General features: G+C 62.6%; 29 protein-coding genes. 12 read left to right on the top strand and 17 right to left on the bottom strand.

Annotated elements, in window-relative coordinates:
• Positions 1 to 13: 13 nt before the first annotated feature.
• Positions 14 to 421 carry a hypothetical protein gene (locus FJ930_RS24450; protein WP_141840437.1) on the top strand — a complete coding sequence of 136 codons (408 nt, stop codon included), beginning with the start codon at positions 14 to 16 and terminating at the stop codon, positions 419 to 421.
• Between the two features lie 71 nt (positions 422 to 492).
• On the opposite strand, the gene FJ930_RS24445 is transcribed toward FJ930_RS24450, so the two are convergent.
• The 6 genes from FJ930_RS24445 to FJ930_RS24420 all read right to left on the bottom strand — a co-directional run bounded on the left by FJ930_RS24445 (position 493) and on the right by FJ930_RS24420 (position 7,083).
• Positions 493 to 1,716 (bottom strand): multidrug effflux MFS transporter, encoded by a 1,224-nt coding sequence (locus FJ930_RS24445; RefSeq protein WP_181176263.1) that lies wholly within the window; start codon positions 1,714 to 1,716, stop codon positions 493 to 495.
• Positions 1,717 to 1,921: 205 nt separating this feature from the next.
• Complete coding sequence (grxD, locus tag FJ930_RS24440) at positions 1,922 to 2,257, bottom strand: Grx4 family monothiol glutaredoxin (protein ID WP_095806028.1); 336 nt, start codon at positions 2,255 to 2,257, stop codon at positions 1,922 to 1,924.
• A gap of 154 nt (positions 2,258 to 2,411) precedes the next feature.
• Positions 2,412 to 2,645 (bottom strand): BolA family transcriptional regulator, encoded by a 234-nt coding sequence (locus FJ930_RS24435; RefSeq protein ID WP_056562227.1) that lies wholly within the window; start codon positions 2,643 to 2,645, stop codon positions 2,412 to 2,414.
• A gap of 123 nt (positions 2,646 to 2,768) precedes the next feature.
• The gene (locus FJ930_RS24430) at positions 2,769 to 3,293 is read right to left on the bottom strand and encodes a hypothetical protein (protein WP_140738884.1); all 525 of its coding nucleotides are present in this window, start codon (positions 3,291 to 3,293) and stop codon (positions 2,769 to 2,771) included.
• Entirely contained in the window at positions 3,290 to 5,521 is a 2,232-nt protein-coding gene (gene purL / locus FJ930_RS24425) for a phosphoribosylformylglycinamidine synthase subunit PurL (RefSeq protein WP_141840436.1), read from the bottom strand. The genes FJ930_RS24430 and purL overlap by 4 nt, the downstream gene beginning before the upstream one ends.
• A gap of 149 nt (positions 5,522 to 5,670) precedes the next feature.
• Positions 5,671 to 7,083, bottom strand: coding sequence for a PLP-dependent aminotransferase family protein (locus FJ930_RS24420; RefSeq protein ID WP_141840435.1), 1,413 nt, complete (start codon positions 7,081 to 7,083; stop codon positions 5,671 to 5,673).
• A gap of 93 nt (positions 7,084 to 7,176) precedes the next feature.
• On the opposite strand from FJ930_RS24420, the gene FJ930_RS24415 reads away from it, so the two are divergent.
• Positions 7,177 to 7,428 carry a DUF1127 domain-containing protein gene (locus tag FJ930_RS24415; protein ID WP_141840434.1) on the top strand — a complete coding sequence of 84 codons (252 nt, stop codon included), beginning with the start codon at positions 7,177 to 7,179 and terminating at the stop codon, positions 7,426 to 7,428.
• A 160-nt stretch (positions 7,429 to 7,588) separates the two neighbouring features.
• Here FJ930_RS24415 and FJ930_RS24410 read toward each other — a convergent pair whose 3' ends face one another.
• The 6 genes from FJ930_RS24410 to purC form a co-directional block, all read right to left on the bottom strand.
• Complete coding sequence (locus tag FJ930_RS24410; RefSeq protein ID WP_141840433.1) at positions 7,589 to 7,996, bottom strand: hypothetical protein; 408 nt, start codon at positions 7,994 to 7,996, stop codon at positions 7,589 to 7,591.
• Positions 7,993 to 8,658 (bottom strand): glutathione S-transferase family protein, encoded by a 666-nt coding sequence (locus FJ930_RS24405; protein WP_141840432.1) that lies wholly within the window; start codon positions 8,656 to 8,658, stop codon positions 7,993 to 7,995. Before FJ930_RS24405 ends, FJ930_RS24410 begins: the two co-directional genes overlap by 4 nt.
• 87 nt (positions 8,659 to 8,745) lie before the next feature.
• Positions 8,746 to 9,414: a phosphoribosylformylglycinamidine synthase subunit PurQ gene (gene purQ, locus FJ930_RS24400; RefSeq protein WP_140738900.1), complete on the bottom strand. Its 669-nt coding sequence runs from the start codon at positions 9,412 to 9,414 to the stop codon at positions 8,746 to 8,748.
• On the bottom strand, positions 9,411 to 9,665 hold the full coding sequence (locus FJ930_RS24395) for a hypothetical protein (RefSeq protein ID WP_141840431.1): 255 nt from the start codon (positions 9,663 to 9,665) through the stop codon (positions 9,411 to 9,413). Before FJ930_RS24395 ends, purQ begins: the two co-directional genes overlap by 4 nt.
• A gap of 18 nt (positions 9,666 to 9,683) precedes the next feature.
• Positions 9,684 to 9,926 carry a phosphoribosylformylglycinamidine synthase subunit PurS gene (purS, locus tag FJ930_RS24390; protein WP_141840444.1) on the bottom strand — a complete coding sequence of 81 codons (243 nt, stop codon included), beginning with the start codon at positions 9,924 to 9,926 and terminating at the stop codon, positions 9,684 to 9,686.
• Between the two features lie 34 nt (positions 9,927 to 9,960).
• Entirely contained in the window at positions 9,961 to 10,755 is a 795-nt protein-coding gene (gene purC, locus FJ930_RS24385; RefSeq protein WP_140609361.1) for a phosphoribosylaminoimidazolesuccinocarboxamide synthase, read from the bottom strand.
• A gap of 274 nt (positions 10,756 to 11,029) precedes the next feature.
• Here purC and FJ930_RS24380 point away from each other — a divergent pair, with 274 nt between their 5' ends.
• Together FJ930_RS24380 and FJ930_RS24375 are read left to right on the top strand one after the other, a co-directional pair.
• Positions 11,030 to 11,350 carry a DUF1476 domain-containing protein gene (locus FJ930_RS24380; protein WP_140738906.1) on the top strand — a complete coding sequence of 107 codons (321 nt, stop codon included), beginning with the start codon at positions 11,030 to 11,032 and terminating at the stop codon, positions 11,348 to 11,350.
• Positions 11,351 to 11,498: 148 nt separating this feature from the next.
• Positions 11,499 to 12,272 (top strand): HpcH/HpaI aldolase/citrate lyase family protein, encoded by a 774-nt coding sequence (locus tag FJ930_RS24375; RefSeq protein WP_141840430.1) that lies wholly within the window; start codon positions 11,499 to 11,501, stop codon positions 12,270 to 12,272.
• 39 nt (positions 12,273 to 12,311) lie between these two features.
• Here the strand turns inward: FJ930_RS24375 and FJ930_RS24370 are convergent, their stop codons facing one another.
• Positions 12,312 to 13,478: an acyltransferase gene (locus FJ930_RS24370; RefSeq protein WP_141840429.1), complete on the bottom strand. Its 1,167-nt coding sequence runs from the start codon at positions 13,476 to 13,478 to the stop codon at positions 12,312 to 12,314.
• 169 nt (positions 13,479 to 13,647) lie between these two features.
• Positions 13,648 to 14,196, bottom strand: a complete 549-nt coding sequence (locus tag FJ930_RS24365) for an alpha/beta hydrolase (RefSeq protein WP_141840428.1) — start codon at positions 14,194 to 14,196, stop codon at positions 13,648 to 13,650.
• 242 nt (positions 14,197 to 14,438) lie between these two features.
• Between FJ930_RS24365 and FJ930_RS24360 the strand changes: the two genes are divergently transcribed.
• Complete coding sequence (locus FJ930_RS24360) at positions 14,439 to 15,251, top strand: VOC family protein (RefSeq protein ID WP_141840427.1); 813 nt, start codon at positions 14,439 to 14,441, stop codon at positions 15,249 to 15,251.
• A 76-nt stretch (positions 15,252 to 15,327) separates the two neighbouring features.
• Here the strand turns inward: FJ930_RS24360 and purB are convergent, their stop codons facing one another.
• Complete coding sequence (purB, locus tag FJ930_RS24355) at positions 15,328 to 16,635, bottom strand: adenylosuccinate lyase (RefSeq protein WP_141840426.1); 1,308 nt, start codon at positions 16,633 to 16,635, stop codon at positions 15,328 to 15,330.
• Positions 16,636 to 16,966: 331 nt separating this feature from the next.
• On the opposite strand from purB, the gene FJ930_RS24350 reads away from it, so the two are divergent.
• On the top strand, positions 16,967 to 17,221 hold the full coding sequence (locus FJ930_RS24350) for a DUF2171 domain-containing protein (RefSeq protein ID WP_140738920.1): 255 nt from the start codon (positions 16,967 to 16,969) through the stop codon (positions 17,219 to 17,221).
• 86 nt (positions 17,222 to 17,307) lie between these two features.
• On the opposite strand, the gene FJ930_RS24345 is transcribed toward FJ930_RS24350, so the two are convergent.
• Together FJ930_RS24345 and FJ930_RS24340 are read right to left on the bottom strand one after the other, a co-directional pair.
• Positions 17,308 to 18,330 (bottom strand): P1 family peptidase, encoded by a 1,023-nt coding sequence (locus tag FJ930_RS24345; protein WP_141840425.1) that lies wholly within the window; start codon positions 18,328 to 18,330, stop codon positions 17,308 to 17,310.
• Positions 18,330 to 19,400 carry a branched-chain amino acid ABC transporter substrate-binding protein gene (locus FJ930_RS24340; RefSeq protein WP_141840424.1) on the bottom strand — a complete coding sequence of 357 codons (1,071 nt, stop codon included), beginning with the start codon at positions 19,398 to 19,400 and terminating at the stop codon, positions 18,330 to 18,332. Before FJ930_RS24340 ends, FJ930_RS24345 begins: the two co-directional genes overlap by 1 nt.
• Positions 19,401 to 19,581: 181 nt before the next feature.
• Between FJ930_RS24340 and FJ930_RS24335 the strand changes: the two genes are divergently transcribed.
• Genes FJ930_RS24335 through FJ930_RS24310 form a run of 6 tightly spaced genes read left to right on the top strand, consistent with a single transcriptional unit; the run spans position 19,582 to position 25,032 of the window.
• Entirely contained in the window at positions 19,582 to 20,109 is a 528-nt protein-coding gene (locus FJ930_RS24335; RefSeq protein WP_140699222.1) for a flavin reductase, read from the top strand.
• Positions 20,106 to 21,035 carry a MoxR family ATPase gene (locus FJ930_RS24330; RefSeq protein ID WP_141840423.1) on the top strand — a complete coding sequence of 310 codons (930 nt, stop codon included), beginning with the start codon at positions 20,106 to 20,108 and terminating at the stop codon, positions 21,033 to 21,035. Before FJ930_RS24335 ends, FJ930_RS24330 begins: the two co-directional genes overlap by 4 nt.
• Before the next feature lie 5 nt (positions 21,036 to 21,040).
• A complete protein-coding gene (locus tag FJ930_RS24325; RefSeq protein WP_141840422.1) occupies positions 21,041 to 22,291 on the top strand; it encodes a VWA domain-containing protein in 1,251 nt (416 codons plus the stop codon).
• A gap of 50 nt (positions 22,292 to 22,341) precedes the next feature.
• Positions 22,342 to 22,680: an XdhC family protein gene (locus FJ930_RS24320; RefSeq protein WP_141840421.1), complete on the top strand. Its 339-nt coding sequence runs from the start codon at positions 22,342 to 22,344 to the stop codon at positions 22,678 to 22,680.
• 4 nt (positions 22,681 to 22,684) lie between these two features.
• Entirely contained in the window at positions 22,685 to 23,425 is a 741-nt protein-coding gene (locus FJ930_RS24315; RefSeq protein ID WP_141840420.1) for an XdhC family protein, read from the top strand.
• On the top strand, positions 23,422 to 25,032 hold the full coding sequence (locus FJ930_RS24310) for a molybdopterin-binding/glycosyltransferase family 2 protein (protein WP_141840419.1): 1,611 nt from the start codon (positions 23,422 to 23,424) through the stop codon (positions 25,030 to 25,032). Before FJ930_RS24315 ends, FJ930_RS24310 begins: the two co-directional genes overlap by 4 nt.
• The last annotated feature ends 174 nt before the right edge of the window (positions 25,033 to 25,206 follow it).

Raw genomic sequence — 25,206 nt, 5'->3', positions numbered from 1 at the left:
GAGGGTTCCGTAGATGAAGTCTCGGTCCACGATTGTTGCAGCAGCCCTCGCCATCACCTTGGTTGTTGGCTCCAACCAGGCGAGATCGCAGCAGCGCCCATGCCGCAGTCCCGATCCTGTCGATACGATAAAGGAGATGTCCGCCGCGATCTTCGCTTGTTGGCAGCCGCCGCCTGGAACAGCAGGCATGTCCCTGACATTGCGGTTTTCGCTTCGCCGAAACGGTACGCTGATTGGCAAACCTCGCGCCACCTACTCCAAACTGGGAAGCGACGACGCGCTCAGCCGCGCCTTCGTCGCTTCCATTATCGAGGCTCTCGACAAGGCCTTGCCGTTGCCCGTTTCAGACAGCATGGGCGAGGCAATCGCAGGACGTATGCTTGCCCCTCGCTTTACGGCGGCCCTCGTAGGCTCATCCTGATGCATCTCGCTCGAAAGCGTGTCGCCCAGAGTGTGCCGTGGCTTGGGACAACGACACGCGCAAACGACAATTCAATGCAGGTCGGTGATGTGCCCTGAAACGGGTGGGTTGTGTGGCTGGAACATCTTGCCGCGCTCGGCAAGAAGAATCATCAACAGCGCCGCGACCGAGACGCTGCAGAAGCCGGCGGCAAGCGGCGTCACCGTTCCGTTGAAAGCTTGACCGATCAGCGTACCGAGAATGCCGCCAAGAAACGTCTGCATGAAACCCAGGATTGACGACGCCGTGCCGGCCAATTGACCGAGCGGCTCCATGGCCAACGCGTTGAAATTGGCGCCAAGCGCACCGAACGGAAGCATGGCGCCGGCAAAGAAGGTGATGAACAGCCAAAGCGGCATCTTCGTTTCCAGCGAAACGACCAGCCACGCCAGGCTGATGACCAGAAACAGCAGCAGCGCGCTCTGCGACAGGCGGCGCATGCCGATCCGGCCCACGAGACGCGAGTTAAGGTAGTTGGAGAAGGCGAGCACGCCAGCGACCCCGGCGAAGATCACTGGGAACATCTCGCCGACGTTGAAGATATTGACGTAGATTTGCTGCGCCGAGGCAATGAAGCCGAACATGGCGCCGAAAATGAAAGTACTGGCAAAGGCATAGCAGAGCGCGATGCGGTTGGTGAGCACGATGCGGAAGCCGCCGAGGATGGAGGAGACCGTTAGCGTCCGGCGATATTCGGGATGCAGCGTTTCGGGCAGGCGCAGCAGCGACCATGCCGAGACGATCAAGGCGCCGATGGCCATGGTGACGAAGATCCAATGCCAGGTCGCGAACAGCATGATGAACTGACCGATGCCGGGAGCAATGACCGGTATCGCCATGAACACCATGAAGATTAGCGACATCACTTCGGCCATACGCCGGCCTTCGAACGTGTCGCGCACGATCGAAACGGCGATCACGCGGGTGGCGGCTGCACCAACGCCCTGCACGGCACGGCAAAGCAGAAGGGTTTCGAAACTTGGCGCAATGGCGGCCGCGGCGGCCGCCGCCACGTAGATGATCAGGCCGGCGACCAGTGGCGAGCGGCGTCCGTAACGGTCCGAGATCGGGCCGAAGAAGAGCTGGCCGCCGCCAAAGCCCAGAATATAAGCGGTGACGACATATTGCCGGTGATTTTCATTCTCGACGCCGAGCGAGGCGCCGATCTGCTGCAGCGCCGGCAGCATGATGTCGATGGCCAGTGAATTGAGCGCCATCAGCGCCGCGCAAAGCGCAATGAACTCCCAGCGCGGAATGGGCACTTTGCTTGCCCGTTGCGGCGCTATCGATTGCTGGTCCACGGCAAGTCCAATCTCTCAAACGAAAACGCGCCGGCGGGCCGGCGCATTGGCTCGTCTTGGTCCCGACGTTAGGGATATACGACGTCAGGGACAAAAAAATTGCCGAGGTGGGGCCGCCCCGGTGCTCGGCGCAGTCGTTCCGACATGCCCGAAACCGAAATCAGGCGGCGCCTTTGACGCTCACGCCCTTCTCGACCAGGAAGTCCTGCAACTCGCCGGCCTGGAACATCTCGCGCACGATGTCGCAGCCGCCGACGAATTCGCCCTTGACGTAGAGCTGCGGGATCGTCGGCCAGTTGGAGTAGTCCTTGATGCCCTGGCGCAGTTCAGCCGAGTCCAGAACGTTCACGCCTTTATAGTCGGCGCCGATATAGTCGAGGATCTGGACGACCTGGCCGGAAAAACCGCACTGCGGAAAACCGGGCGTGCCCTTCATGAAAAGGACGACGTCGTTGCTCTTCACTTCATTGTCGATGTAGTCGTTGATGCCGCTCATGGAGGATCCTTTCACGCCTGTGGGAGTCAGGCTCGAAGCATGTCCTTCAGATAAACCCATAGGTTGCCCGAAACAAGACATTAGCCGCGCCGGGGCCGAAATGGCGCAAAGAGTGGGCCGTTTTGGGCCAAGCGGGTGTCGAGTTGGTTGATCCTCAGTCGGGAACGCTTGTCTGCAGCGCCAATGCATGCAGCACGCCGCCCATATTGCCCTTCAGCGCGTCATAGACCATCTGGTGCTGCTGGACGCGGCTCTTGCCGCGAAAGCTTTCGGCCACGACTTCGGCGGCGTAATGATCGCCATCGCCGGCGAGATCGCGGATCGTCACGCGGGCATCCGGTATGCCGTCCTTGATCAGTTTTTCAATGTCGCGGGCGTCCATTGCCATTGCAGAATTTCCTGTTTCGGGCGGGCGGCGACTTGGCCGCTCGTGCGATGAGAGTCGGGGTAAACCTAAAGCCTTTCCGGCCGGGATTGAAGCCGTTCCGTCCGCCATCGGAGCGATTGTCGGCTACGAGGCATTCTCATCGTGATGGATCGCATCGTCCGCAGGCTCGTCATCGCGCATCGAGAAGGTACGGCCAAGGCTGAAGACCAGCACATAGAGGGGAAGGTTCACCGCCAGATTGGCGATCGGCAGGTAGCCGGTCATCCGCCAGGCGGGCGAGAAGAACGGCTGGCCGTAGCCATCGCAGACAAGGGAAGAGCCATATTCCCACAATGCCCCCAGCACGGCCGCGACGGCGAAAAGCTTGATGCAGGTGACGACCTGACCTGTTCGCGTGTTGTCCGGCAGAAGCCGGGTCCAAAGCACCAGGCAAATGATCGGAACCGCGTAGATGAGGTCCTGCAGCACCAGCATCGGAAGTGTGCCGTTGGCCGCGGCAAGAAATTCGGCGCGCGTTTCCAGCCTCGGACAAACCTCGCTCGAGGTTGTCGAGAGCAGGAAGAAACCGAACGGCCCGAGGAACCAGAAGAAGAACAGCGACGGCCAGAAGACAGCTGCGAGCAGCGCCCGGGCGGCCAGCCTCGTCAACTGGCCTGGTCCATGAAGCGCGGGAACCAGCCCTCATGCGCGGCGGTCAACGCGCTGACCGGGATCGCCCTGGCGTCACCGAGCTTCAGCGCGGCGCCGCCGGTCGAGCCGATCCAGGGCGCGAAGATGCCGAGTTCGCCCTGCTGCTTGCGGATGGCGTCCCATTGCTGGCCATGTGGATCGATCGACAGCGTCAAGAGATAGCGGCCCTGATCCTCGCCGAACCAGACCGGTATCGGATCGGTGCCGACCAGTCCGGGAACGGTCGCGCCGATCCCCGACGCCATCGCCATTTCGGCCAAGGCGACCGCAATGCCGCCGTCCGAAACATCATGCGCCGCCGTGACGATGCCGGACGCGATCAGCGAACGCACATGGTCACCGACGCGCCTCTCGTGCTCGAGGTCGACCGGCGGCGGCGGGCCGTCGGTGCGGCCATGGATGTCTCTGAAATAGACGGACTGGCCAAGATGCGTGCCCCAGGAAGCGGGAGCACCGACCAGCAGGATCATCTGGCCCTCGGCCGCGAAGCCGATCCGCACCATTTTCGACCAGTCGGCGATCAGGCCGACGCCACCGATGGTCGGCGTCGGCAGGATGCCCTGGCCATTGGTCTCGTTGTAGAGCGAGACGTTGCCAGAAACGATCGGGAAGCCGAGTGCCCGGCAGGCGTCGCCGATGCCTTTCACCGCGCCGACCAGCTGGCCCATGATCTCGGGTCGCTCCGGATTGCCGAAATTGAGGTTGTCGGTGGCGGCCAGCGGCAACGCGCCGGTGGCTGTGAGATTGCGCCAGCACTCGGCCACCGCCTGCTTGCCGCCCTCGTAGGGATCGGCTTCGCAATAGCGCGGCGTGACGTCGGACGAGAAGGCGAGCGCCTTGGTCGGATGGCCCTCGACGCGCACCACGCCGGCATCGCCGCCGGGAAGCTGCAGCGAATTGCCCTGGATCAGCGTGTCGTATTGTTCCCAGACCCAGCGGCGCGACGAAAGATCCGGTCCGCCGAGCAGCTTCAGCAGTGCCTCGGCGACATCGGCCTGCGGAATATCGTTGGCGGCAAGCGGCGCCGGCTTCTTGGGTTCGATCCAGGGACGGTCGTATTCCGGCGCCTTGTCGCCGAGATCCTTGATTGGCAGGTCGGCGACCTGATCACCTTGATGCAATACACGGAAACGCAAATCGTCGGTAGTCTTGCCGACAATGGCGAAGTCGAGGCCCCATTTGTGGAAGATCGCCTCGGCTTCCTTTTCCCTTTCGGGGCGCAGCACCATCAGCATGCGCTCCTGGCTTTCCGACAGCATCATCTCGTAGGCGCTCATGCGCTCTTCGCGCACCGGCACCTTGTCGAGGTCGAGCTCGATGCCAAGGTCGCCCTTGGCGCCCATCTCGACCGCCGAACAGGTGAGCCCCGCGGCACCCATGTCCTGGATGGCGATGACGGCGCCGGAGGCCATCAGCTCGAGGCAAGCCTCCAGCAGGCATTTTTCGGTGAAGGGGTCGCCGACCTGCACGGTCGGGCGCTTCTCGTCGATCTTGTCGTCGAATTCCGCCGACGCCATGGTGGCGCCGCCGACGCCATCGCGGCCGGTCTTGGCGCCGAGATAGACAACCGGCAGGCCGACGCCCTTGGCTTCCGACAGGAAGATGGCATTGGTTTTGGCAAGACCGGCCGCGAAGGCGTTGACCAGGATGTTGCCGTTGTAGCGGGCATCGAAATTGACTTCGCCGCCGACCGTCGGCACGCCAAAGGAGTTGCCATAGCCGCCGACGCCGGAAACCACGCCGGCGACGAGATGCCTGGTCTTGGCGTGGTCGGGAGCGCCGAAGCGCAACGCGTTCATCGACGCGATCGGCCGCGCCCCCATGGTGAAGACATCGCGCAGGATGCCGCCGACGCCAGTCGCCGCGCCCTGGTAGGGCTCGATGAAAGACGGGTGGTTATGGCTCTCCATCTTGAAGACGACGCAGTCGCCGTCGCCGATGTCGACCACGCCGGCATTCTCGCCCGGCCCCTGGATGACCTGCGGCCCGGTGGTCGGCAGCGTGCGCAGCCATTTCTTCGAGGATTTGTATGAGCAGTGCTCGTTCCACATCGCCGAGAAGATGCCGAGTTCGGTGAAGCTCGGCTCGCGTCCGACGAGATCGAGAATGCGCTGATACTCATCGGGCTTCAGACCATGGGCGGCGATGAGTTCTGGAGTGATCGGCACGGAATTGGAAATGGTCATGGGCGGGGATGTATGTCCATGGAACGGGGATTTTGAGTCCCCTCTTATCGCAAGCTTTGCGGCCGATACACCCGTCGGTTGGCGAAAACGCACGAAAACCTGACATAGCCACAGGGAGGCGATGGTTGGCTTCCGAAGCGCTTCGCGGTTCAGGAGAAGCTGTCGTAGCCCGCGCGGCCCTCATCGAGGAGGCGCCTGATGACCGCAACGGCGCCGGCGACGTCACCACGCCGTCTCGGCTGCGAAACACCGAAACGGACGCCATGAAAGACCTGTTCCGAGCGGCCGGCCTTGAACTCGTCCTCGTCGTCGATCAGCACGCCGTGTTCCAGGCAGGCGTTCTTGAAGGTGCCGGAAAGCCAGGGGTCGGGCAGGGTAAGCCAGACAAAGGGCACCTTGTCGTGTGACTTGAACGCGAAGCCGGCCAAGGTTTCGCGAACGATCGCGATGCGGGCGCTGATTTCGGCGATGCTGCGCTTGCGGATATCGCTGGCCTGTCCCGAAAGCACCAGACGGGCATTCACCTCGGCCAGCAGGAAGGGCATGCCGCCGGTCATCATCTTGTGGGCGACGCGGATACGGTGGCGATAGGCGGGCGGGCAGGCGAGCCAGCCGCCGCGCATGCCGGCCGCCACCGATTTCGACAGGCCGCCGGCAACGATGGTGCGTTCGGGGGCGAATTCGGCCAGCAGCGGTGTCGGATCGTCGGTCAGGTTGCCGTAAAGGTCGTCCTCGATCATGACGACATTGTAGTCGCGTGCAACCCGCGCCATCGCCTCGCGGCGCGCGGCCGACAGTGTCGCCAGTGTCGGATTCTGCGCGGTCGGCATCAGGAAGATCATCCTGGGATGCTTTTGCGCGCAGACGCGCTCGAAATCGTCGGGATCGATGCCTAGGTCATCCGATGCCACCAGCGCGGTGCGCCGGCCGATCAGCCCAGCACTGCGGGATATCTGCGAATAGGTGAGGTGTTCGAAGGCGACATAGTCGCCGGGCGTGGTCAGCGCACCGATCGCGCCCATCACCGCGGCATGGGTGCCGAGCGTCGGAACGATGGCGTCGGCGGCTGGTCGAAAGGAATTGCGCGACAGCCAGCGGGCGCCGGCTTCATACCAGCGGTCCGGAAAATCGCGCGTATAGCTTGAAATTTCGTGCGGATGATCCTGTGCGGTGCGCGACAACACATCGGCGATATCAGCGCCCTGGCCGATATCGGGTGCCGCGGTGCTGTCGAAACGCAGCTTGTCCTTGGGCGCATCGACATAGCGCGTGCCTTCCACGCTGACGTCGGGGGCCTCCGGCTTCACGCCTTCGGCACGCTGGCCGAGCACATAGGTTCCTCGCCCCACTTCGCCACTCACCAGCCCGCGCTCGCGCAGCAATTGGTAGGCCCGGCCGACCGTGCCGACGGTGGTGCCGATGTCATAGGCGAGGTCGCGCTGCGGCGGCAGTTTCGCGCCGGCATCGATCACGCCCCGGTCGATATCTGACTCAATGCTGTCAGCAAGGCGCTGATAAAGAGGACCGGAACCGGCAGTGAGGTCTGGAAGCCAACTTGTCATGGTGACAATTTTGTATATTGCACCGAATTGTGAGTCAATACATATCGGTAGCGTACCCGAGTGGGGTACAATCGAGAAGTCCGGTAGATAAAAATGGATACAATCGCGACAATCCGTCATTCGAGACCCGAGCTATCAGGCCAGGCGCTACGCCCGTCCGGCCAGCGCGGCTTTGTCGGCAGCATGGTGCGTGTGATCAGGTCGTTAGCCAGATGGATCGACCATTTGCTGGAGCGCCGCCGCAGCCGGCTGGCGTTGCTGGAGATGACCGACGATCAGCTCAAGGACATCGGCATCTCCCGATGCGATGCCCACCGTGAGGCCATCAGGCCTTTCTGGGAGTAGGCTGGTCTTAGCGGACACTCTTGGTCCGCAGACGTGCAACGCCATGATCGACGAAAACGGCGACAACGCAGATCATCAGAAACATCGCTGTGACGGCCAGCGCCGCCATGGCAACACTGGCTGCACCGTTCTTGGCGACGTCGAGGAAGCGGCCGATGGGCTAGGCAGTTGCCGCACAGGCCGGGTTGCCGGCCTGCCAGCGGGCGATGTCGGCCCCGATGCGTGCGCCAAGCGGGTCGTTCATCAGCGGTCCGAACACGTCGACACGGCTCGAATTGCCTTGCGCCTGCACGACCAGCAACGGCTTGCCGCCATAGTGCTTGGCCGGCACCAGCAGGAAGCGCGGCGTGCCGCTGAACGAGTTCAGCTCATTGGCCATCTGATATTGCCTGAAGGCCGGGTCCTTGCTGGCGATCCAGCATTTGTGGGCCGCGATCGCCACCTGTTCCATGGCCAGCAGCGCCGCACTCTTGCCCGAGGCCACGGGCGTGCTCTTCGGGCTCGATTGGCACGACGCCAGGGCAAAGCCCGCCGCGGCAACGAAGGCGATCGTCTTGCTCTTGATCAAGCGGCACCCATCTCGAGTTCGGACAGAAAGATTTTCAGGCCGTCGGTCATCTCGCCCCATACACGCGACAATGCCGGATGCTGCAGGGCGATCTGCTCATAGGCATCGAATTTGGGATAGGCGTCGAGCAGGTCGTGGCGGCCTGTCATGGCGCGGAAATTGTTGAAGATGAAGCGCGTCGGCGTCAGCCAGGCGTCGGCGAAACTGATTTCGTCGCCGAGCGCGAAGGGGCCTTGCGCCATGCGCGCCTCGATCGCCGCCAGCCCGTGGTGCAGGCGGGCGAATTGGGCTTCGATCTCGGCATTGTTGCGCTCAGGCATGAAATGCAGTTCGAAAAGCTTCATAGTCGGCGCAAGCACATCGAGATCGGTGATGCGTGCGAACATGCGCACCAGAGCGCGATCCCTGGAATCAGCGGGCAGCAGTGCCGGTTCCGGAAAGCGTTCCTCGAGATATTCGGCGATCACCACCGACTCGACGATCGTTTCGCCCGAGCCGGTGATCAGCACCGGAATCCGGTTCATCGGCGAGATGGCGCGAAATTCTTCGGGGATCGGAAAACCCGGCGGTGGCGCGATGATCTTGAGCGGGACGTCCTTGATATAGGCCAGCGCCCGCACGATCGAAGAGTAGGGCGACAACGGCCGCGAATAGAGTTTCATGACCGTCTCTCTCCCCAGTGAAGCGAACTTTTCCAACAAGACGGGCTGGAATGTCCGGCTGTTCTCAACGCGTCCGCCTCGATGATTTCAGGCGGCGATGCCGAGGGCGCCTTCGAAAAGCGCACGGCCGTCGCTGCCGCCATGTGCGGTCTCGATCAGATTTTCAGGATGCGGCATCAGACCAAGCACATTGCCTTGTTCGTTGATGATGCCGGCAATGTCGTTGATCGAGCCGTTCGGATTGGTGCCCTCCGCATAACGGAACACCACCTGGCCTTCGCCTTCGACGCGAGCCAGCGTCTCGGCGTCGGCAAAATAGTTGCCGTCGTGATGCGCCACCGGCGAGCGGATGATCTGGCCGGGCTGATAGCGGCGGGTGAACATGGTGTTGGCGTTGGTTATCTGCAGTTTTACCTGCCGGCAGACGAATTTCAGCGAGGAGTTGCGCATCAAGGCGCCTGGCAGCAGTCCGGCCTCGACCAGGATCTGGAAGCCGTTGCAGACGCCGATGACCATGACGCCCTTGGCCGCCTTTTCGGCAACCGCCCGCATGACCGGCATGCGCGCGGCGATCGCGCCGCAACGCAGATAATCGCCGAACGAGAACCCGCCCGGAATGGCGATCAGGTCGACATCGGGGATTTCGGTATCGGTCTGCCAGACAGTAGCCGGCGCATGTCCCGAAATCTTGGTCAGCGCCGCGATCATGTCGCGGTCGCGATTGAGGCCAGGCAGGAGGACGACAGCTGATTTCATTTTGGTTCGAAAGGCCTCTGAGATTCGGCGAGTTCGCGCAGGTCGAGACGGCGGTCAATGCGTTCAAGCCGATCATCCTGGCGGGCGAGAATGCCGTAGATGTTGTGGATATCGCTTTGCGTTGCCACCATATGGCCTCGCGTCACATTCAATTCCCGTTTCGTCGCGGAAACATCCTGACGAAGTTCACCAATTTCGTGATGCACGCGCTTGAGAAGCTCGAACATCACCTCATTCGTGACTTCCGACATAGTCCCTCCGATACAACGTCAGGTAAGTGTCACACTGTAGTTCTCAATCACCGTATTCGCCAGCAGCCTGTCGCACATGGCCTTCAGGTCGGCTTCGGCCTTGCTCTTATCGGTCTCCGCCAGTTCGACGTCGAACACCTTGCCTTGCCGCACCGTGCCGACGCCATCGAAGCCAAGTCCCGACAGCGCGTGTTCGATCGCCTTGCCCTGAGGGTCGAGCACGCCATTCTTGAGGGTGACGGTAATGCGGGCCTTGATCACGCTGGACATGCTCCTGCTCGAATAGTGGTCTTGGTTAGTGCGGCTTGCCCTTGAGGCCATCGGTCGAGGCGACAAGCACCGGACCGGTGGGGCGGGGCGGCTCGTTCTCGTTCATGATACCGAGGCGGCGGGCGACTTCCTGGTAGGCTTCGACGAGGCCGCCCATGTCACGGCGGAAGCGATCCTTGTCGAGCTTGTCCTGCGTCGCCACGTCCCACAGGCGGCAGGAATCCGGCGAAATCTCGTCGGCGACGACGATGCGCATCATGTCGCCCTCGAACAGGCGGCCGCATTCGATCTTGAAGTCGACGAGCTGGATGCCGACGCCCATGAACAGGCCGGAGAGGAAGTCGTTGACGCGGATCGCGAGCGCCATGATGTCGTCGATCTCCTGCGGGCTCGCCCAGCCGAACGCGGTGATGTGCTCTTCGGACACCATCGGATCGTCGAGCGCGTCGGCCTTGTAATAGAATTCGATGATCGAGCGCGGCAAAACCGTGCCTTCCTCGATGCCGAGGCGCTTGGACAGCGAACCGGCGGCGACATTGCGCACCACCACTTCGAGCGGGATGATCTCGACTTCCTTGATCAACTGCTCGCGCATGTTGAGCCGGCGGATAAAATGGGTCGGGATGCCCATGCGGTTCAGATGGTTGAAGATGTGCTCGGAAATACGGTTGTTGAGCACACCCTTGCCGTCGACGACCTCGTGTTTCTTCTTGTTGAAAGCGGTGGCATCATCCTTGAAGAACTGGATGAGCGTGCCCGGCTCGGGTCCCTCATAGAGGATCTTGGCCTTGCCTTCATAAATGCGGCGGCGATTTTTCATTTGATTTTTCTCTGGATTTGCGGGCAGGCGGCAAGCGACCAGTTCCTGTCCGTCTGCCTAAATTAGTGCGGCGACGGGGGCGTTCAATGCCGGGTCTATCCCAATCACATCGTTTGCTCAATCGGCAAATCCTTTCAATCAACCGCTTTCAGGACCGAAATGCCGCAGCGCAGCATGCGACGAAGCATATTGACCGGCTCGCGACCTTTTGGTTTGTGCTTTGGCAATACACATATCCATCGCCAACGAATCGGATTTGACCCGGAGGGAAGCCATGAGCAGCATGAAGGATCGCGAAGAGGGCTTTGAGCGCAAGTTTGCCTTCGATGAGGAACTCCGGTTCAAGGCCTCGGCGCGCCGCAACAAGGCGCTTGGCCTGTGGGCTGCTGAAAAGCTTGGAAAGTCGGGCGCCGACGCCGATGCCTACGCCAAGGAAGTGGTTGTTTCCGATATCGAGGAAGCCGGCGATCACGACGTGTTCCGCAAGATCCGCAAGGATTTCGATGCCGCGGGCGTCGCCCAGTCGGACCATCAGATCCGTCGCACCATGGACGAACTGATGGCGCAGGCCATCGAGCAGATCAAGAACACCTGATCCGGGCCGAAGCAGGCTCCGCAAAAGTGTCTGCGACAAACCTAGGAATGACTGGACCAATCGACCGCCCGGCCGTTCCGGGCGGTTTTTCTTTGCCTTTGTCGCGCTTTCCGGCTGAACTGCCGACGTTAACAAGGAAAGAGATTAGATGTCCCTGAAGTCCCGCCTTGCCGCCGATGAAACGCTGGTTACCGCCTGGTCCGGCGTGCCGGATGCCCTGACCGTCGAGATTCTCGCCAGACAGGGATTCGATGCGGTTACGCTCGACATGCAGCATGGCGGCCATCACGAGGACAGCGTGCTTCGCGGTCTCATGCCGGTGCTCGCCGCAAACAAGCCGGCGCTGGTGCGCATTCCTGTCGGCCGTTTCGACATGGCGAGCCGGGCGCTCGATTTCGGCGCCGAGGCGGTCATCGCGCCGATGGTGAATTCGGTCGCCGACGCAAGGCTGTTCGCGGCGGCCATGAAATATCCGCCGATCGGCGAGCGCTCATGGGGCCCGACCTATGCCTTCCCGCGCCATGGAAAGGGCGACCAAGCCGAATGGCTGCGCGGCACCAATCAGCGCACCATGGCTTTTGCAATGGTCGAGACGCGCGCCGCGCTCGATGCTCTCGACGGCATTCTCGATACGCCGGGCATTGACGGCATTTTCCTCGGACCGTCCGATTTCTCGATCGCCTGGACCAATGGCGCCACGGTCAATTCCACACTGGAGAGCATGATGGAGACGGTCGCCTCGGTTGCCGAGCGCACCCGCAAGGCCGGAAAACATGCCGCGATCTATGTCGTCGAACCGGCAATTACCGGCCGTGTCGTGTCGATGGGCTATCGCCTGCTCGCCACCGGCTCCGAGCATGCACTGGTTTCGTTGGGCGCGAAGTCCCTGCTGAAGAGCATGCGGGACTCGATCGGGTCCTGAGTCCGGACTGGACGAATTGCTCCCACAAGAGTCGCGTGGTCATGCCGTTTCGGGCGCCGCCGTGGCTGGCGCGCTGCGTCTGAATTTGTTGAACAGAGCGTTGAGTGCCTGGACCCACCAGTTGTTGAAGGCCATCAGCGGCAACGCGGCGACGATCGAACCCAGTATGGTGGCGGCGGTGGCGAGTGCGGCGGAGCCGCTGGCCAGCACCATCCATGACCCCAATGAGCAGATGACGGGTACATGCACGAGATAGAGCGGGAAGGACATTTCGCCCAGGAAACGTGCTGCCTTGCTCGACAACCATGACGGCGGGTTCTCCACACTCAGCATGGCGTAGACCAACATGATGCTTGCCGGGATGGACACGCAGGCTTGCCGCAAGCCTACATCGGAAACCGCGATCTCAAGCACGGCGAAAGGGCGGTATATGCCCACGGCACTCCCAGCATAACCCAGCAGCATCAGGGAAACGGTCACCAAGGCACCTCTTACCCATGGCTTCGAGCGAAATTCCATGGCCAGAAGAGAATAGAGAACCAGGCTGGCCGGAAAGGCACAAAGGTAGAAATTGACTTGCAACGCCAAGAACACGCCTATTGCGACGCCGAACCAGGACAGCAGCGCCGAGCGGGCCTGGAGGAAAAAGATGATCGGGGCGAGGGCGAAGATCAGCATGCTCCCCCAGAACTCGACCACCATGGTCCACAGGCTGCTGTCATAATATTGGTCGCCGAAAATGAATGTCCGCCAAGCGCCCTGCAGGAACGCGTCGGCGAAACTCGCGGTCTCCGGCGAAAGTGTCTTTGAAGCGTTGCCGAAGCTGCTCAGCCACTTCGATTGGGTTACGGCGGCCGCATCCTCGAAGAAATATAGATCGAGCTTGAAGACAAGGCAGGACGACAGAGCCGTAACAAGCACCGGGCCAGCCAGGCGTGGCAGGCGCTTGATCGCAGCCAGCCGCAGGTATTCTGCTTTGCGGGTCTGAAAATAACGCTTCACAAGCACATAGGAAGACAGAACGAAAAACAGATAGACGGCGGAGGCACCATTGAAGGCGACGAAAGCCGGACTTGTTTTGAGCGATTGCGCAGCGGCGTCTCCGGTGCCGTTTGCCGACGGAGCAAAAGCAGCCAAGTTATGCCCATTCAAAACAACAAGCGCCGCGACACCTCTCAAGAATTCCAGGGAGGTATCCTTGCGCAAGCATTGGCCCTTTGACTGAATATGAATAATACTTATTTAAGTCCGCTCTAAAATATACGTTCAACAAGCGGATGCGCTAGCATGGCAAATAAACGCGGGTTACCTTAAATTATTGTTTATTTCAGGTCCGCGGTTTGATTGCTGCCTCGGCGTAGAGTTTGGCCATATGTCAGAGTTCGGTCAGGAACTTGGCGAAGGTCATCGATCCCTCGGGCCAAGGGCCAAAGCCTGAATCCGCATTGAGATGACCGGTCTCGCCGGCATCGATAAACAGCGAGCCCCAGGCGCCGGCAATGTCCTCGGCGACATCGAAGGCGCAGAACGGGTCGTTGCGGCTGGCGATCACGATCGAGGGAAAAGGCAACGGCTCGCGCGGGTAGGGGCCGAAGGTCATCAGATGCTTCGGCTTGATCTTGGGGTTCGCGACATCGGGCGGCGCCACCAAAAAGGCCCCGGCGACCGGCTTCACGAATTGCGGCATGGCCTGCACGGCCGCCGCGACACCGAGCGAATGAGCGACGATGACCACCGGTCTCTCGGCCTCGTTGACCGCCTTGGCCACGCTCGCCGTCCAGTCCTCGCGCACCGGTTTCGACCACTCCGCCTGCTCGACGCGCCGCGCCGTCGACAGTTTCGATTGCCAGCGGGTCTGCCAATGCTCGGGTCCGGAATTGGTGTAGCCCGGAACGATCAGAATATCTGCGTCTTTGACTTTCATGGCGCTGAGATAGCGAGCGCGATTGCCTCATGCAACCATTGATCGACGCGCTCCTGTTCGTAATGGTGAACACCATGTTCGCTTTTCGCCGCCTTGTGTGAACGATCGCGATGGACGATCTGTCGTCTGGAGAACCAGCCGTGGAGGACCGGGATTTTGGCGCTGACACGACGTACAATGATCGGCGGCGCCGGGTTCCTGGCTTGGGAGCTTCCTCAAGCGTTGCCAAAACGGAGACAAGAATGAGCGAACTGCCATTTGCCGCCACCACGCCGGTGAGCGTTGCCCGTGTCGGGCTGAAGGCGCGCGATGCCGAAAGCCTCGCTGCTTATTACCGCCGGGTTGTCGGCCTTCAGGAATTGAGCCGGGCCGACGGCGCGATCACCCTTGGTGCCGCCAACCGTCCATTGCTTGTCCTCGAGCCGGATGCTTCCGCCAAGCCGGACGATCCGCGCAGCGCCGGCCTGTTCCACACGGCTTTCCTGCTCCCCAGCCGTGCCGATCTCGGCCGTTGGATCAACCACGCCATATCAGACAAGATCGCCGTCGAGGGTGCTTCGGACCATCTGGTCAGCGAAGCGCTCTACCTGACCGACCCCGAGGGCAACGGCATCGAGATCTACGCCGACCGCCGTCCACAGGACTGGACGTGGAACAGCGATAGGATCGCCATGGCGACCGAGCGGCTGAACATTCCTTCTGTCGTCGCCGAAGTGCCGGCCGGCGATGCGGGCTGGCAGGGCGCGCCAGAAAACAGCATTGTTGGTCACGTCCACCTGCGCGTCGGCAGACCGGAAGAGGCCGAGGCCTGGTGGAATCAGGAATTCGGCTTCGACACGGTGGCCAAATATGGCGGCCAGGCGGTGTTCCTGTCGTCAGGCCATTACCATCACCATATCGGTGCCAATGCCTGGCAGAGCGCCGGCGCCGGCCGCCGCGACCCGTCCCGCTCGGGCCTTGCCTGGGTCGAGATGCGCTCAGACAACGTGGCCAGCGAAACGACCCGCGAAGACCCTTGGGGCACGATCATCAGGACAGTCCCCGGCAAGGCCTGATCGGCAGTTGGTTGGCGAAACCGTCGGCGACAGCGTCTTTCTCCCCGTATAGTGACGAGGAGAAGGAAAGCTCGCCTCACGCCTTACCGAACACCCGCCTGAAAATCGTGTCGACATGCTTGGTGTGGTAACCCAGGTCGAATTTTTCGCGGATTTCCGCTTCCGGCAGGGCAGCGGTCACTTCCTTGTCGGCCAAAAGCTCCTCGAGAAAATCGGCCCCTTGCTCCCACACTTTCATGGCGTTGCGCTGCACCAGCCGGTAGGAGTCCTCGCGCGACAGGCCAGCCTGCGTCAGCGCCAGCATCACGCGCTGCGAATGCACAAGGCCGCGGAACTTGTTCATGTTCTTCAGCATGTTCTCGGGGTAGACAACCAGCTTGTCGACGACGCTGGTCAGCCGCGCGAGCGCGAAATCGAGCGTCACCGTGGCATCCGGGCCGATCATGCGTTCGACCGAGGAGTGCGAGATGTCGCGCTCGTGCCAGAGTGCCACGTCTTCCATCGCCGGCAGGGCCATGGAACGCACCATGCGGGCGAGGCCGGTGAGGTTTTCCGTCAGCACCGGATTGCGCTTGTGCGGCATGGCCGACGAGCCCTTCTGGCCAGGGGAAAAAAACTCTTCCGCTTCCAGCACTTCGGTGCGCTGCAGATGCCGGACCTCGATCGCCAGCCGCTCGATCGACGAGGCGATGACGCCAAGCGTGGCAAAGAACATGGCGTGGCGGTCGCGCGGGATCACTTGCGTCGACACCGGCTCCGGCTTCAGCCCGAGCTTTGCCGCCACATACTCCTCGACATAGGGCTCGATGTTGGCGAAGGTGCCGACCGCCCCGGAAATGGCACAGGTCGCGATGTCCTCCCGGGCATGCACCAGCCGCTCGCGGCAGCGCGAGAATTCGGCATAGGCCTGCGCCAGCTTGATGCCGAAGGTTGTCGGCTCGGCGTGGATGCCGTGGCTGCGGCCGATGGTGACGGTGTCCTTGTGCTCGAAGGCGCGGCGCTTGAGCGCGGCAAGCAGCGCGTCGATGTCGGCGAGCAGGATGTCGCTGGCGCGGGTGAGCTGGACGGCCAAGCAGGTGTCGAGAACATCCGAAGACGTCATCCCCTGATGGATGAAGCGCGCGTCGGGTCCGACGAATTCGGCAAGATGGGTCAGGAAGGCGATGACGTCATGCTTGGTGACGCGCTCGATCTCATCGATCTTTTCGACGTCGAATTTCGCCGCGCCGCCCTTTTCCCATATTGTTTTCGCCGCTTCCTTCGGGATGACGCCGAGTTCGGCCAACGCGTCGCAGGCATGGGCCTCGATCTCGAACCATATGCGAAACCGGGTTTCGGGCGACCAGATGGCGACCATTTCCGGACGGGAATAGCGAGGGATCATATGGATCGATTTCCAGCTTCGCGTTGCGTTGGCCGCGTCCTATCAGAGGTGGGCAAAATGCTCAACGTCGCTGCCGCGCAAAGCAGATGCTGGTGGCAAACAGAGCCGGGATACCCAGCACCACGAAATGATGGAGCGCCAAAGTGAAGACGAGCTGAAAGCCCGGATGAGGTGAAGACGGGTGCATACCAGTCGGCATGGTGGGGATCGGTATTGCAAGGCATTCGATCTGGCGGTCGGTTCGACGGCCGTATCAAATGTCGTTCGCCAAAAAATGCATCCAAACGGCTCGTCATTTGTTATTGTCGGCAGTCCCCAACGGAGAACCACCATGACCGTCACCAGCAAAATTCGTGAGCATATGGAAGTCGTCGGTGCCGATGGCGTGCATCTGGGCACCGTCGACAAGGTCGACGGCCAGCGTATCAAGCTGACCAAGGCTGACAGCGGCGAGGGCGCCCACAAAGGCCATCATCATTATATCCCTCTGGCCCTGGTTGCCGAGGTCGATGGCAAGAAGGTGTGGCTATCGGCGAACTCGGATGTCGCGGTGACGTTCGAGGAAGAAAAATCCGATCCGGTCTGATTTGACGGCTTCGGCCAATCCCATTCGGGATTGCGTCAACACAACGAGATAGAACGGGTTGCCGTTTGCGTGAACGGCAACCCGTTTTAGCGACGCGACGACCAGACGGGAAACAGATCATTGTCGGCTGGCGTCGCGGCAAACACGCCGCGGCTGATGGCGCGCGCCATGGTGGCGCCGGCCGCGGCATAGAGGTCGATTGCCGCATCGGCTTCGAGCCGGATGCCGCTCTTGCCCGTCGCCAGCGCGAACACCAGATCACCGTCGGCTGGCGTGTGGGTCGGCCAGATGGCGCGTACGAAGCCGTCATGCGCCGACATCGCCAGGCGTTTTGCCGCGGCCTTGGTGAGGATCGCATCCGTGGCAATGACGGCGATGGTGGTGTTGCCACCGGTTTCCATCTGCTGCCCGGCATACTTGTCGCGAAACTTCAGCAAGATGCTCTTCGCATCGTCCGGCATTGGTGAGGGGTATCCCTGCCCACCGAATTCGTCACCGATTTCGAACGGCGCCGCCCAAAAATGGCGGGTGCGGCTGACTGTGACCGATCCGGTCGGGTTGACGGCGGCCAGCGCACCGATGGTGACGCCACTGTCCAGCAGGGTCGAGGCTGAGCCCAGGCCGCCTTTCAGCCCTGCGGTCAGCGCGCCGGTGCCGGCGCCGGTGGTGCCGAGTTGGAAATCGGTCGCGGCGGATTGCGCCGCCTCGTAGCCGAGATCCCGGTACGGGGGATAACGCTCCCAATCCTTGTCGCCGCCATTGCGCAGATCGAACAGGATCGCGGCCGGCACGATCGGCACCCGAAAGCCGCCGACCTCGAAGCCGATGCCGCGCTTGCGCAGCGCGCCCTGCACGCCGGACGCCGCGTCGAGGCCGAACGCCGAGCCGCCCGAAAGCACCACGGCATGGACCGTCTCCACCGAATTGTGCGGTTCGAGAAGGTCCGTCTCGCGTGTGCCTGGCGCACCGCCCAGGATCTGTACACCAGCCACCGCCGGCTCGTCGCAAAGCACAGCCGTCACGCCGGATTTCAGTCTCGTATCGGACGCGTTGCCGACGCGCAGGCCGGCGACATCGGTGATCAGATTGCGCGGACCGGTGCGGAACATCAGTTGCTTTCCAGGGGCACGAAGCGCGTGCCGTCGAAGCGGAAGACGCGGTAAAGGCTCTGGTTGAGGTCGCCCTTGGCATCGAAGCGGATCGGGCCGATCGCGGTGGTGAAATCATGCCCGGTCAGGGCGTCGGCGAGCGGCTGTCCCGAGCTCTCGGACAAGGCTGACGCCGCCTTGGCGATCTCAACCGCTGCGTAGGCCGGCAGCGTGTAGCCGTCCGGCACGATCTTTCGGGCGGAAAAGCTTTCCAGCACTTTGCGATCGGCGACATCGGCCCATTCGGGCGGCGCGATCATCAGCGTGCCCGCTGCGTAGGGAACGTTGTTCGGCGGCGTGCGCAGATTTTCGCCGCCGGCAAAGACGATACCCGCCTGAAGCTGCGCGGCATCCCGGCCCATGATCGCGATGTCATCGCCGTCACCGCCGGCAAAGACGTGGGTGGCGCCGGCCTTTTTCAGCCGGCCGACGAGGCCGATCTGGTTGTCGAGCTGTGGCCGGAACGTGTCGACAAACACAGGTTTCAGCGCCGCCTGTTCCGCCGCCGCGCGAAATGTCTCGGCGATCTCGCGGCCATAGATGGTGCCGTCATCAATGATGGCGAACAGTTCGTTCTGCCACAGGTGGATGAGGGCGGAAGCAACGGCGTTGCGCTCATCGTCGCCGCGCGGCCCGAGGCGATAGACCGGCCAGCCGGTCTTGGCGCGGCGGTCGGTCAGACTTTCGGTGCGCACGCCGACGGTGATGACCGGAATATTGGCGTCCTTCAGGATCGGCAACGCCGCCTCGATCGCCTCTGTGCAGAGGAAGCCGACCACGATACCGACCTTGGCCGCCGCGAAGCTCCTGGCCGCGGCCGCGCCGCCATCGGCGGTGCAGGCGTCGTCCTCGGTCTTGAGTTCGATGCCGTTTGCTTCCGCCGCAAGTTCGGCGCCGGTCTCGATCTGCTTGCCGAGGATGGCCGATGGTCCCGACAGGGGCGCGGCGACGCCGACGGTGAGCGTCTCAGCGCTGGCCGTGCTGGCCACGAGCAGCCAGGCCAGTGCGGATATCGTTGCCCCGGATCGCATCCTTTCGAAGAGTCCCTCCAAGCCCGCGAATAACAGCGCAGGCATCAATCCATCCAAGACCTAAAGGCTGCCCGGCCTTGGTGCAACACGCGAATTCAGGGATATGGGCCAAGCACTTCGCTTGTGGCATGTCATGTCTGGCCATATATAGCGGTAGGGTTTCTGGCTGTGGAAAATTCCGGTGCTGAAGAAGAACGATATTGGACCGCAGGCCTATCGCGACGCGATGAGCCATTTTGCCGGTCACGTCCATGTGGTCACCACGGACGGGCCGGCGGGCAAGCGTGGCGCGACGGTGATTGCTGCCTGTTCGGTATCGGACACGCCGCCGACCATCCTGGTCTGCCTCAACCGCGAGAATCCCAAGAACGAGCCTTTCGTGAAGAACGGTAGATTTGCCTTGAACACGCTGGCGTCGCACCAGCAGCCGCTGTCGATTGGGTTTTCTGGCATCACCGGCCTGCCGGTCGAGGAGCGTTTCGCGCTCGGCGAATGGGACGTGATTTCCACCGGCGCGCCGACGTTGAAGGGCGCGCTCGCGGTGTTCGATTGCGAACTGATCGACACCAAGGATCTGGCGACCCATCGTGTGCTTTTTGGCAAGGTGACAGGCCTACGCATGGGCGATAATTTGCGGCCGCTGATCTATCACGCACGCGGCTACCACGTTCTGGACAGTGGGGCAGCGGCGCCCACGGAGAAGGAATGAGCGATTTGAGACCGCGAGCCGTGCCGCGGACGATCGACGAGACGCTCGATCTCCTGACCGGCGCGGACTATGTGGCGGACCGGTCGCTGGCGACCGTGCTTTTCCTGTCGCTGCGCATGAACAGGCCATTGTTCCTCGAGGGCGAGGCTGGCGTCGGCAAGACCGAGATCGCCAAGGTGCTGGCCGAGGCGCTTGGCCGCCGGCTTATCCGCCTGCAGTGCTATGAGGGGCTCGATGTCTCCTCGGCCGTCTATGAGTGGAACTACGCCGCGCAGATGATCGAGATTCGCATGGAGGAGGCGGCCGGCAAGGTCGATCGCTTCGCCATGGAGCGCAACGTGTTCTCCGAAAAATACCTCATCCGCCGCCCGGTGCTGGACGCGTTGACCGGCAAGACGGGGGCGGCCCCGGTTTTCCTCATCGACGAACTCGATCGCACGGACGAAGCCTTCGAGGCCTTCCTGCTCGAAATCTTGTCCGACTTCCAGGTGACGGTGCCCGAACTCGGCACCATCAAGGCGGAAGAACCGCCGATCGTCATCATCACCACCAACCGCACCCGCGAGATCCACGACGCGCTGAAGCGGCGCTGCCTCTATCACTGGGTCGATTATCCCAATGCCGAGCGCGAGCTGGAGATCGTGCGCCGCAAGGTGCCGCGGGCCAACCAGAGGCTCTCGGCGGAGGTGGTCTCCTTCATCCAGAAGCTGCGCCGGATGGAGCTGTTCAAAGTGCCGGGCGTCGCCGAGACCATCGACTGGGCCGGCGCGCTGACCGAACTCGACAAGGTGGCGCTCGATCCCGAGACCGTATCCGACACGATCGGCGTGCTGTTGAAATATCAGGATGACATTGCCCGCATCGAACAGGGCGAAGGGCGGCGCATCCTCAACGAGGTTAAAGCCGAACTCGCGGCGGCGGAGTAGCCGCAATGAAGGCGCCGCGTCCAGACCCCAGAGAGGCAACGGCGGACGGCCGCATCGCCGACAACATCGTCTATTTTGCCCGCATCTTGCGCAAGGCCGGCATGCGGGTCGGGCCGGCCTCGGTCAAGGACGCGATCGAGGCGGTGCTCGCCGCCGGCATCGGCTCGCGCGATGATTTCTACTGGACGCTGCATGCCGTGCTGGTCTCACGACATGAGGATCACCCCACCTTCGACGAGGCTTTCCGGCTGTTCTGGAAGTCGCGCGAACTGATCGAAAAACTGCTGGCGATGTTTTCGCCGGTGGCGCCCGACGTCAGGGAGAAGCAGAAGCCGCGCGCGGCTGAAAACCGTGTCGCCCAGGCGATGTTCGAAGGCCACCACAAGAACCAGCCGCCGCGGGAAGTTCCCGAGATCGAGGTCGATGCCCGCTTCACATTTTCCGGTAACGAGGTGTTGCGGGGCAAGGATTTTGCCCAGATGAATGCCGCCGAGATGGCCGACGCCAGGAAGGCGATCGCCGAGTTGCGGCTGCCCGTCGATATGGTGCGGACAAGGCGCTTCAAGGCCGATGCGCATGGCCGCCGCATCGATCCGCGCGCCATGATGCGCTCGGCCGCGCGCACCGGCGGCGAGTTGATCCTGCCGAAATTCCGCTCGGTCCGTGAGGTCCACCCGCCGCTGGTGGTGCTGGCCGACATTTCTGGTTCGATGAGCCAATACACGCGCATCTTCCTGCATTTCCTGCACGCGCTGACGGAAAAACGCCGACGCGTTCACACCTTCGTCTTTGGCACCAGGCTGACCAATCTGACGCGGCAAATGCGCCATCGCGATCCCGATGCGGCGCTCGCCGATTGTTCGGTGGCGGTCAAGGACTGGTCCGGCGGCACCCGCATCGGCGATGCGCTGGCCGAGTTCAATCTGACATGGTCGCGGCGTGTGCTGGGACAGGGCGCGGTCGTGCTTCTGATCACCGACGGGCTGGAGCGCGACGATGTCGCCGGCCTTTCGGAGGAGATGGAGCGGCTGCATAAATCCTGCAGACGGCTGATCTGGCTGAACCCATTGCTGCGCTTTGACGGTTTTCAGGCACGCGCTCGCGGCGTCAAGGCGATGCTGCCGCACGTCGATGAATTCCGCTCGGTGCACAATCTCGACGCGCTCGCCGACCTCTGCGCCTCGCTGGACAAGAAATCGGCGCTTTCCGTCGATCCCCGCCGATGGATGGATGCTGGCGCGAGGCGCGCCGCATAGCCATATGTTTCTCGGCTCCTTGGAAAAACAGACCCCTGAGAGAAGCAACGATGAGCGACAGCATTTATCTCGATGAGGCCCGCGATCCGCTGATCATCGCGGAAGGCTGGATGAAGGAAGGCAAGGATGTCGCCATCGCGACCGTGGTCGAGACCTGGGGTTCGGCGCCACGCCCGGTCGGCAGCCACCTCGTCATCGACGCGGACGGCAATTTCCACGGCTCCGTTTCGGGCGGCTGTGTCGAGGGCGCGGTGGTGACCGAGGCGATGGACGTCATCGGCTCCGGCAAGGCAAGGATGATGGAGTTCGGCGTCGCCGATGAGACCGCCTGGCAGGTTGGCCTGTCCTGCGGTGGCCGCATCAAGGTTTATGTGGAAAGGCTCGGCTGATCCAATGGATCCCTATGCGCTGAAAACCCTCAACGCCGAACGACGCGCCCGCCGCGCGGCGATCCTGGTGACCGATCTCGGTGACGGCCGCGATCGTATCGTGCGTGAGGGCGACCAAGTTGCGGGCGAGCTCGGAACGGCGATCGCCAGGGCTTTCCGATCGGGCAATTCCGGTTCCGTCGAAGCGGAAGGACGGACCTTCTTTCTCAATGCGCATCTGCCCCAGCCGCGCCTAGTGGTGATCGGCGCCGTCCATATCAGCCAGGCGCTGGCGCCGATGGCAAGGATTGCCGGCTATCCGCTGGAGATCATCGATCCGCGCACCGCTTTCGCCACGCCGGACCGCTTTCCCGATGTCGTCCTGCACGCCGAGTGGCCGGAAGACGTATTGAAGCGCCAACCGCTCGACAGCTACACGGCTCTCGCAGCCGTCACCCATGATCCGAAGATCGACGATTTCGCGCTGAAGGCGGGGCTCGACGCCAACTGCTTCTATGTCGGGGCGCTCGGCAGCCGCAAGACGCATGCCAAGCGCGTCGAGCGCTTGCTGGCGCTGGGCGCGAGTGCCGAGCAGATCGCCCGCATCCACGCGCCGATCGGGCTCGATATCGGCGCCGCGAGCCCCGCCGAGATCGCGGTCGCCATTCTCGCGCAAACCATCTCCGCCTTCCGCTCGCGCGTCCTCGATGCCTCTGCATCGCGCGTCCAGGTTGACGCGCGGCCTTCTGTGGGCGTGGTGGCGTGAAATTCGGTCCGATCCCGATCGAGACGGCCGAAGGCGCGGTGCTGGCGCATGCCACCACCGCCGGCGAAAGGCGCTTTCGCAAGGCCCACAGGCTCAGCGCCGAAGATGTCTCCATACTCAAAGCAGCAGGTGTATCGCAGGTCGTTGCGGCCGTGCTGGCCGCGGACGATCTCAGCGAGGACGCCGCAGCACAGAGAATTACCGAGAGCATGACTTTCAGCGGCGTCGAGGCCAGACCCGCCGCCACCGGTCGGGTCAATCTCCATGCCAGGGCGGCCGGCATCTTCACGGTCGATGCCGCCATGATCGACGCCATCAACGTTGTCGATCCCGCCATCACCATCGCGACGCTGCCCCAGCACGCGCCGGTCGAGAAAGGCGGGATGGTCGCGACGGTGAAGATCATCCCGTTCGCTGTCGCCTCCACGCTTATCTGCGCCGTGACGAGAATCTGTGCCGGCGGCGAGATCTTTGCGGTCAACGCCTATCAACCGGTGCGCGTCGGCGTCATCCAGACGGTTCTGCCGGGTATTAAGCCCGGTGTGCTCGACAAGACGTTGCGTGTCACCGAAGCACGGCTGGCGCGCACGGGCGGCAGGCTGACGGCGGAACGCCGCACGCCGCACGAGATCGCGCCGCTGGCCGAGGCTGCCAGCTCGCTGGCGTGCGACAACGACATGGTGGTGATCTTCGGCGCCTCGGCGATGAGCGATTTCGCCGATGTCGTTCCGGCGGCTATCGAAATGGCGGGGGGGACCGTCATCCGCGCCGGCATGCCGGTCGATCCCGGCAATCTGCTGGTGCTGGGCACGCTTGGCGGCAAGCGCGTCATCGGTGCGCCCGGCTGCGCCCGCAGTCCCAAGGAAAATGGCTTCGACTGGGTGCTTGACCGATTGATTGCCGGCCTCGACGTCACCGCGCGCGACATTGCCGGCATGGGGGTCGGCGGGCTGTTGATGGAAATCCCGACGCGGCCGCAGCCCCGCGAGCCGCTGCCCGCCAAGAGCAAGCTCAAGGTCGGGATCGTTCTTCTGGCGGCCGGCCGGTCGAGCCGCATGGGCGGGCCGAACAAATTGCTCGCGCTGTTCGGTGGCCAACCGCTGGTGCGTCGTACCGCCGAGCGTACGCTCGCCTCGAAGGCATCGGGCACGATCGTCGTCACCGGCCATCAGCGCGAGCGGGTACGCGCGGCCTTGTCGGATCTCGACGTCATCTTCGCCGACAATCCCGATTTCAGCGATGGCCTGTCCACCTCGCTGAAAGCCGGTATTGCCTACCTGCCTGAGGACGCCGCCGGCGCGATGATCGTGCTGGGAGACATGCCGGGCGTCGCGTCCGAGGACCTCGACAGGCTGATCGATGCCTTCCGCAAGGCTGGAGGCAATTCGGTGGTTCGCGCCTCGCATGAGGGCAAGCGCGGCAACCCGGTGCTTTTGCCACGCTCGCTGTTCCCGGCGATCGCCCATCTCGAAGGCGATACCGGTGCCCGCCATCTGGTCGAGGCCGAAGGGCTCGATGTCATCGATGTCGAGATCGGCGAGGGCGCGTCAGTCGATGTCGACACCCGCGAGGCGCTGGAGGATGCCGGCGGCGTGCTGCAGGATTGACAAACCCAAGCTGTATTACGCATGCCTCGGCAATGAATTTTTCTTTCTCGTTTCGTCGCGCCTCTGGCCTGCCTGCCATCTCCACCTCAAGGGGGGAGATCGGCGGCTTTGGCCCCGGCGCCTTTTTTTCAACGTCGAAAATTGGCGAAAGCCATCATGACATCCAATCTCCCC

The organism is Mesorhizobium sp. B2-4-15 (genome assembly GCF_006658505.1).
In the GTDB taxonomy this organism is placed as follows: Bacteria; Pseudomonadota; Alphaproteobacteria; order Rhizobiales; family Rhizobiaceae; genus Mesorhizobium.
This window is presented reverse-complemented; position numbering and strand designations above follow the sequence as displayed.

Coding starts and splice junctions, on each gene's coding strand:
- FJ930_RS24450 (WP_141840437.1), top strand. CDS start 14: ATGAAGTCTCGGTCCACGATTGTTGCAGCAGCCCTCGCCATCACCTTG.
- grxD (WP_095806028.1), bottom strand. CDS start 2,257: ATGAGCGGCATCAACGACTACATCGACAATGAAGTGAAGAGCAACGAC.
- FJ930_RS24435 (WP_056562227.1), bottom strand. CDS start 2,645: ATGGCAATGGACGCCCGCGACATTGAAAAACTGATCAAGGACGGCATA.
- purL (WP_141840436.1), bottom strand. CDS start 5,521: ATGACCATTTCCAATTCCGTGCCGATCACTCCAGAACTCATCGCCGCC.
- FJ930_RS24420 (WP_141840435.1), bottom strand. CDS start 7,083: ATGACAAGTTGGCTTCCAGACCTCACTGCCGGTTCCGGTCCTCTTTAT.
- FJ930_RS24415 (WP_141840434.1), top strand. CDS start 7,177: ATGGATACAATCGCGACAATCCGTCATTCGAGACCCGAGCTATCAGGC.
- FJ930_RS24405 (WP_141840432.1), bottom strand. CDS start 8,658: ATGAAACTCTATTCGCGGCCGTTGTCGCCCTACTCTTCGATCGTGCGG.
- purQ (WP_140738900.1), bottom strand. CDS start 9,414: ATGAAATCAGCTGTCGTCCTCCTGCCTGGCCTCAATCGCGACCGCGAC.
- FJ930_RS24395 (WP_141840431.1), bottom strand. CDS start 9,665: ATGTCGGAAGTCACGAATGAGGTGATGTTCGAGCTTCTCAAGCGCGTG.
- purC (WP_140609361.1), bottom strand. CDS start 10,755: ATGAAAAATCGCCGCCGCATTTATGAAGGCAAGGCCAAGATCCTCTAT.
- FJ930_RS24380 (WP_140738906.1), top strand. CDS start 11,030: ATGAGCAGCATGAAGGATCGCGAAGAGGGCTTTGAGCGCAAGTTTGCC.
- FJ930_RS24375 (WP_141840430.1), top strand. CDS start 11,499: ATGTCCCTGAAGTCCCGCCTTGCCGCCGATGAAACGCTGGTTACCGCC.
- FJ930_RS24365 (WP_141840428.1), bottom strand. CDS start 14,196: ATGAAAGTCAAAGACGCAGATATTCTGATCGTTCCGGGCTACACCAAT.
- FJ930_RS24360 (WP_141840427.1), top strand. CDS start 14,439: ATGAGCGAACTGCCATTTGCCGCCACCACGCCGGTGAGCGTTGCCCGT.
- purB (WP_141840426.1), bottom strand. CDS start 16,635: ATGATCCCTCGCTATTCCCGTCCGGAAATGGTCGCCATCTGGTCGCCC.
- FJ930_RS24350 (WP_140738920.1), top strand. CDS start 16,967: ATGACCGTCACCAGCAAAATTCGTGAGCATATGGAAGTCGTCGGTGCC.
- FJ930_RS24345 (WP_141840425.1), bottom strand. CDS start 18,330: ATGTTCCGCACCGGTCCGCGCAATCTGATCACCGATGTCGCCGGCCTG.
- FJ930_RS24340 (WP_141840424.1), bottom strand. CDS start 19,400: ATGCGATCCGGGGCAACGATATCCGCACTGGCCTGGCTGCTCGTGGCC.
- FJ930_RS24330 (WP_141840423.1), top strand. CDS start 20,106: ATGAGCGATTTGAGACCGCGAGCCGTGCCGCGGACGATCGACGAGACG.
- FJ930_RS24325 (WP_141840422.1), top strand. CDS start 21,041: ATGAAGGCGCCGCGTCCAGACCCCAGAGAGGCAACGGCGGACGGCCGC.
- FJ930_RS24320 (WP_141840421.1), top strand. CDS start 22,342: ATGAGCGACAGCATTTATCTCGATGAGGCCCGCGATCCGCTGATCATC.
- FJ930_RS24315 (WP_141840420.1), top strand. CDS start 22,685: ATGGATCCCTATGCGCTGAAAACCCTCAACGCCGAACGACGCGCCCGC.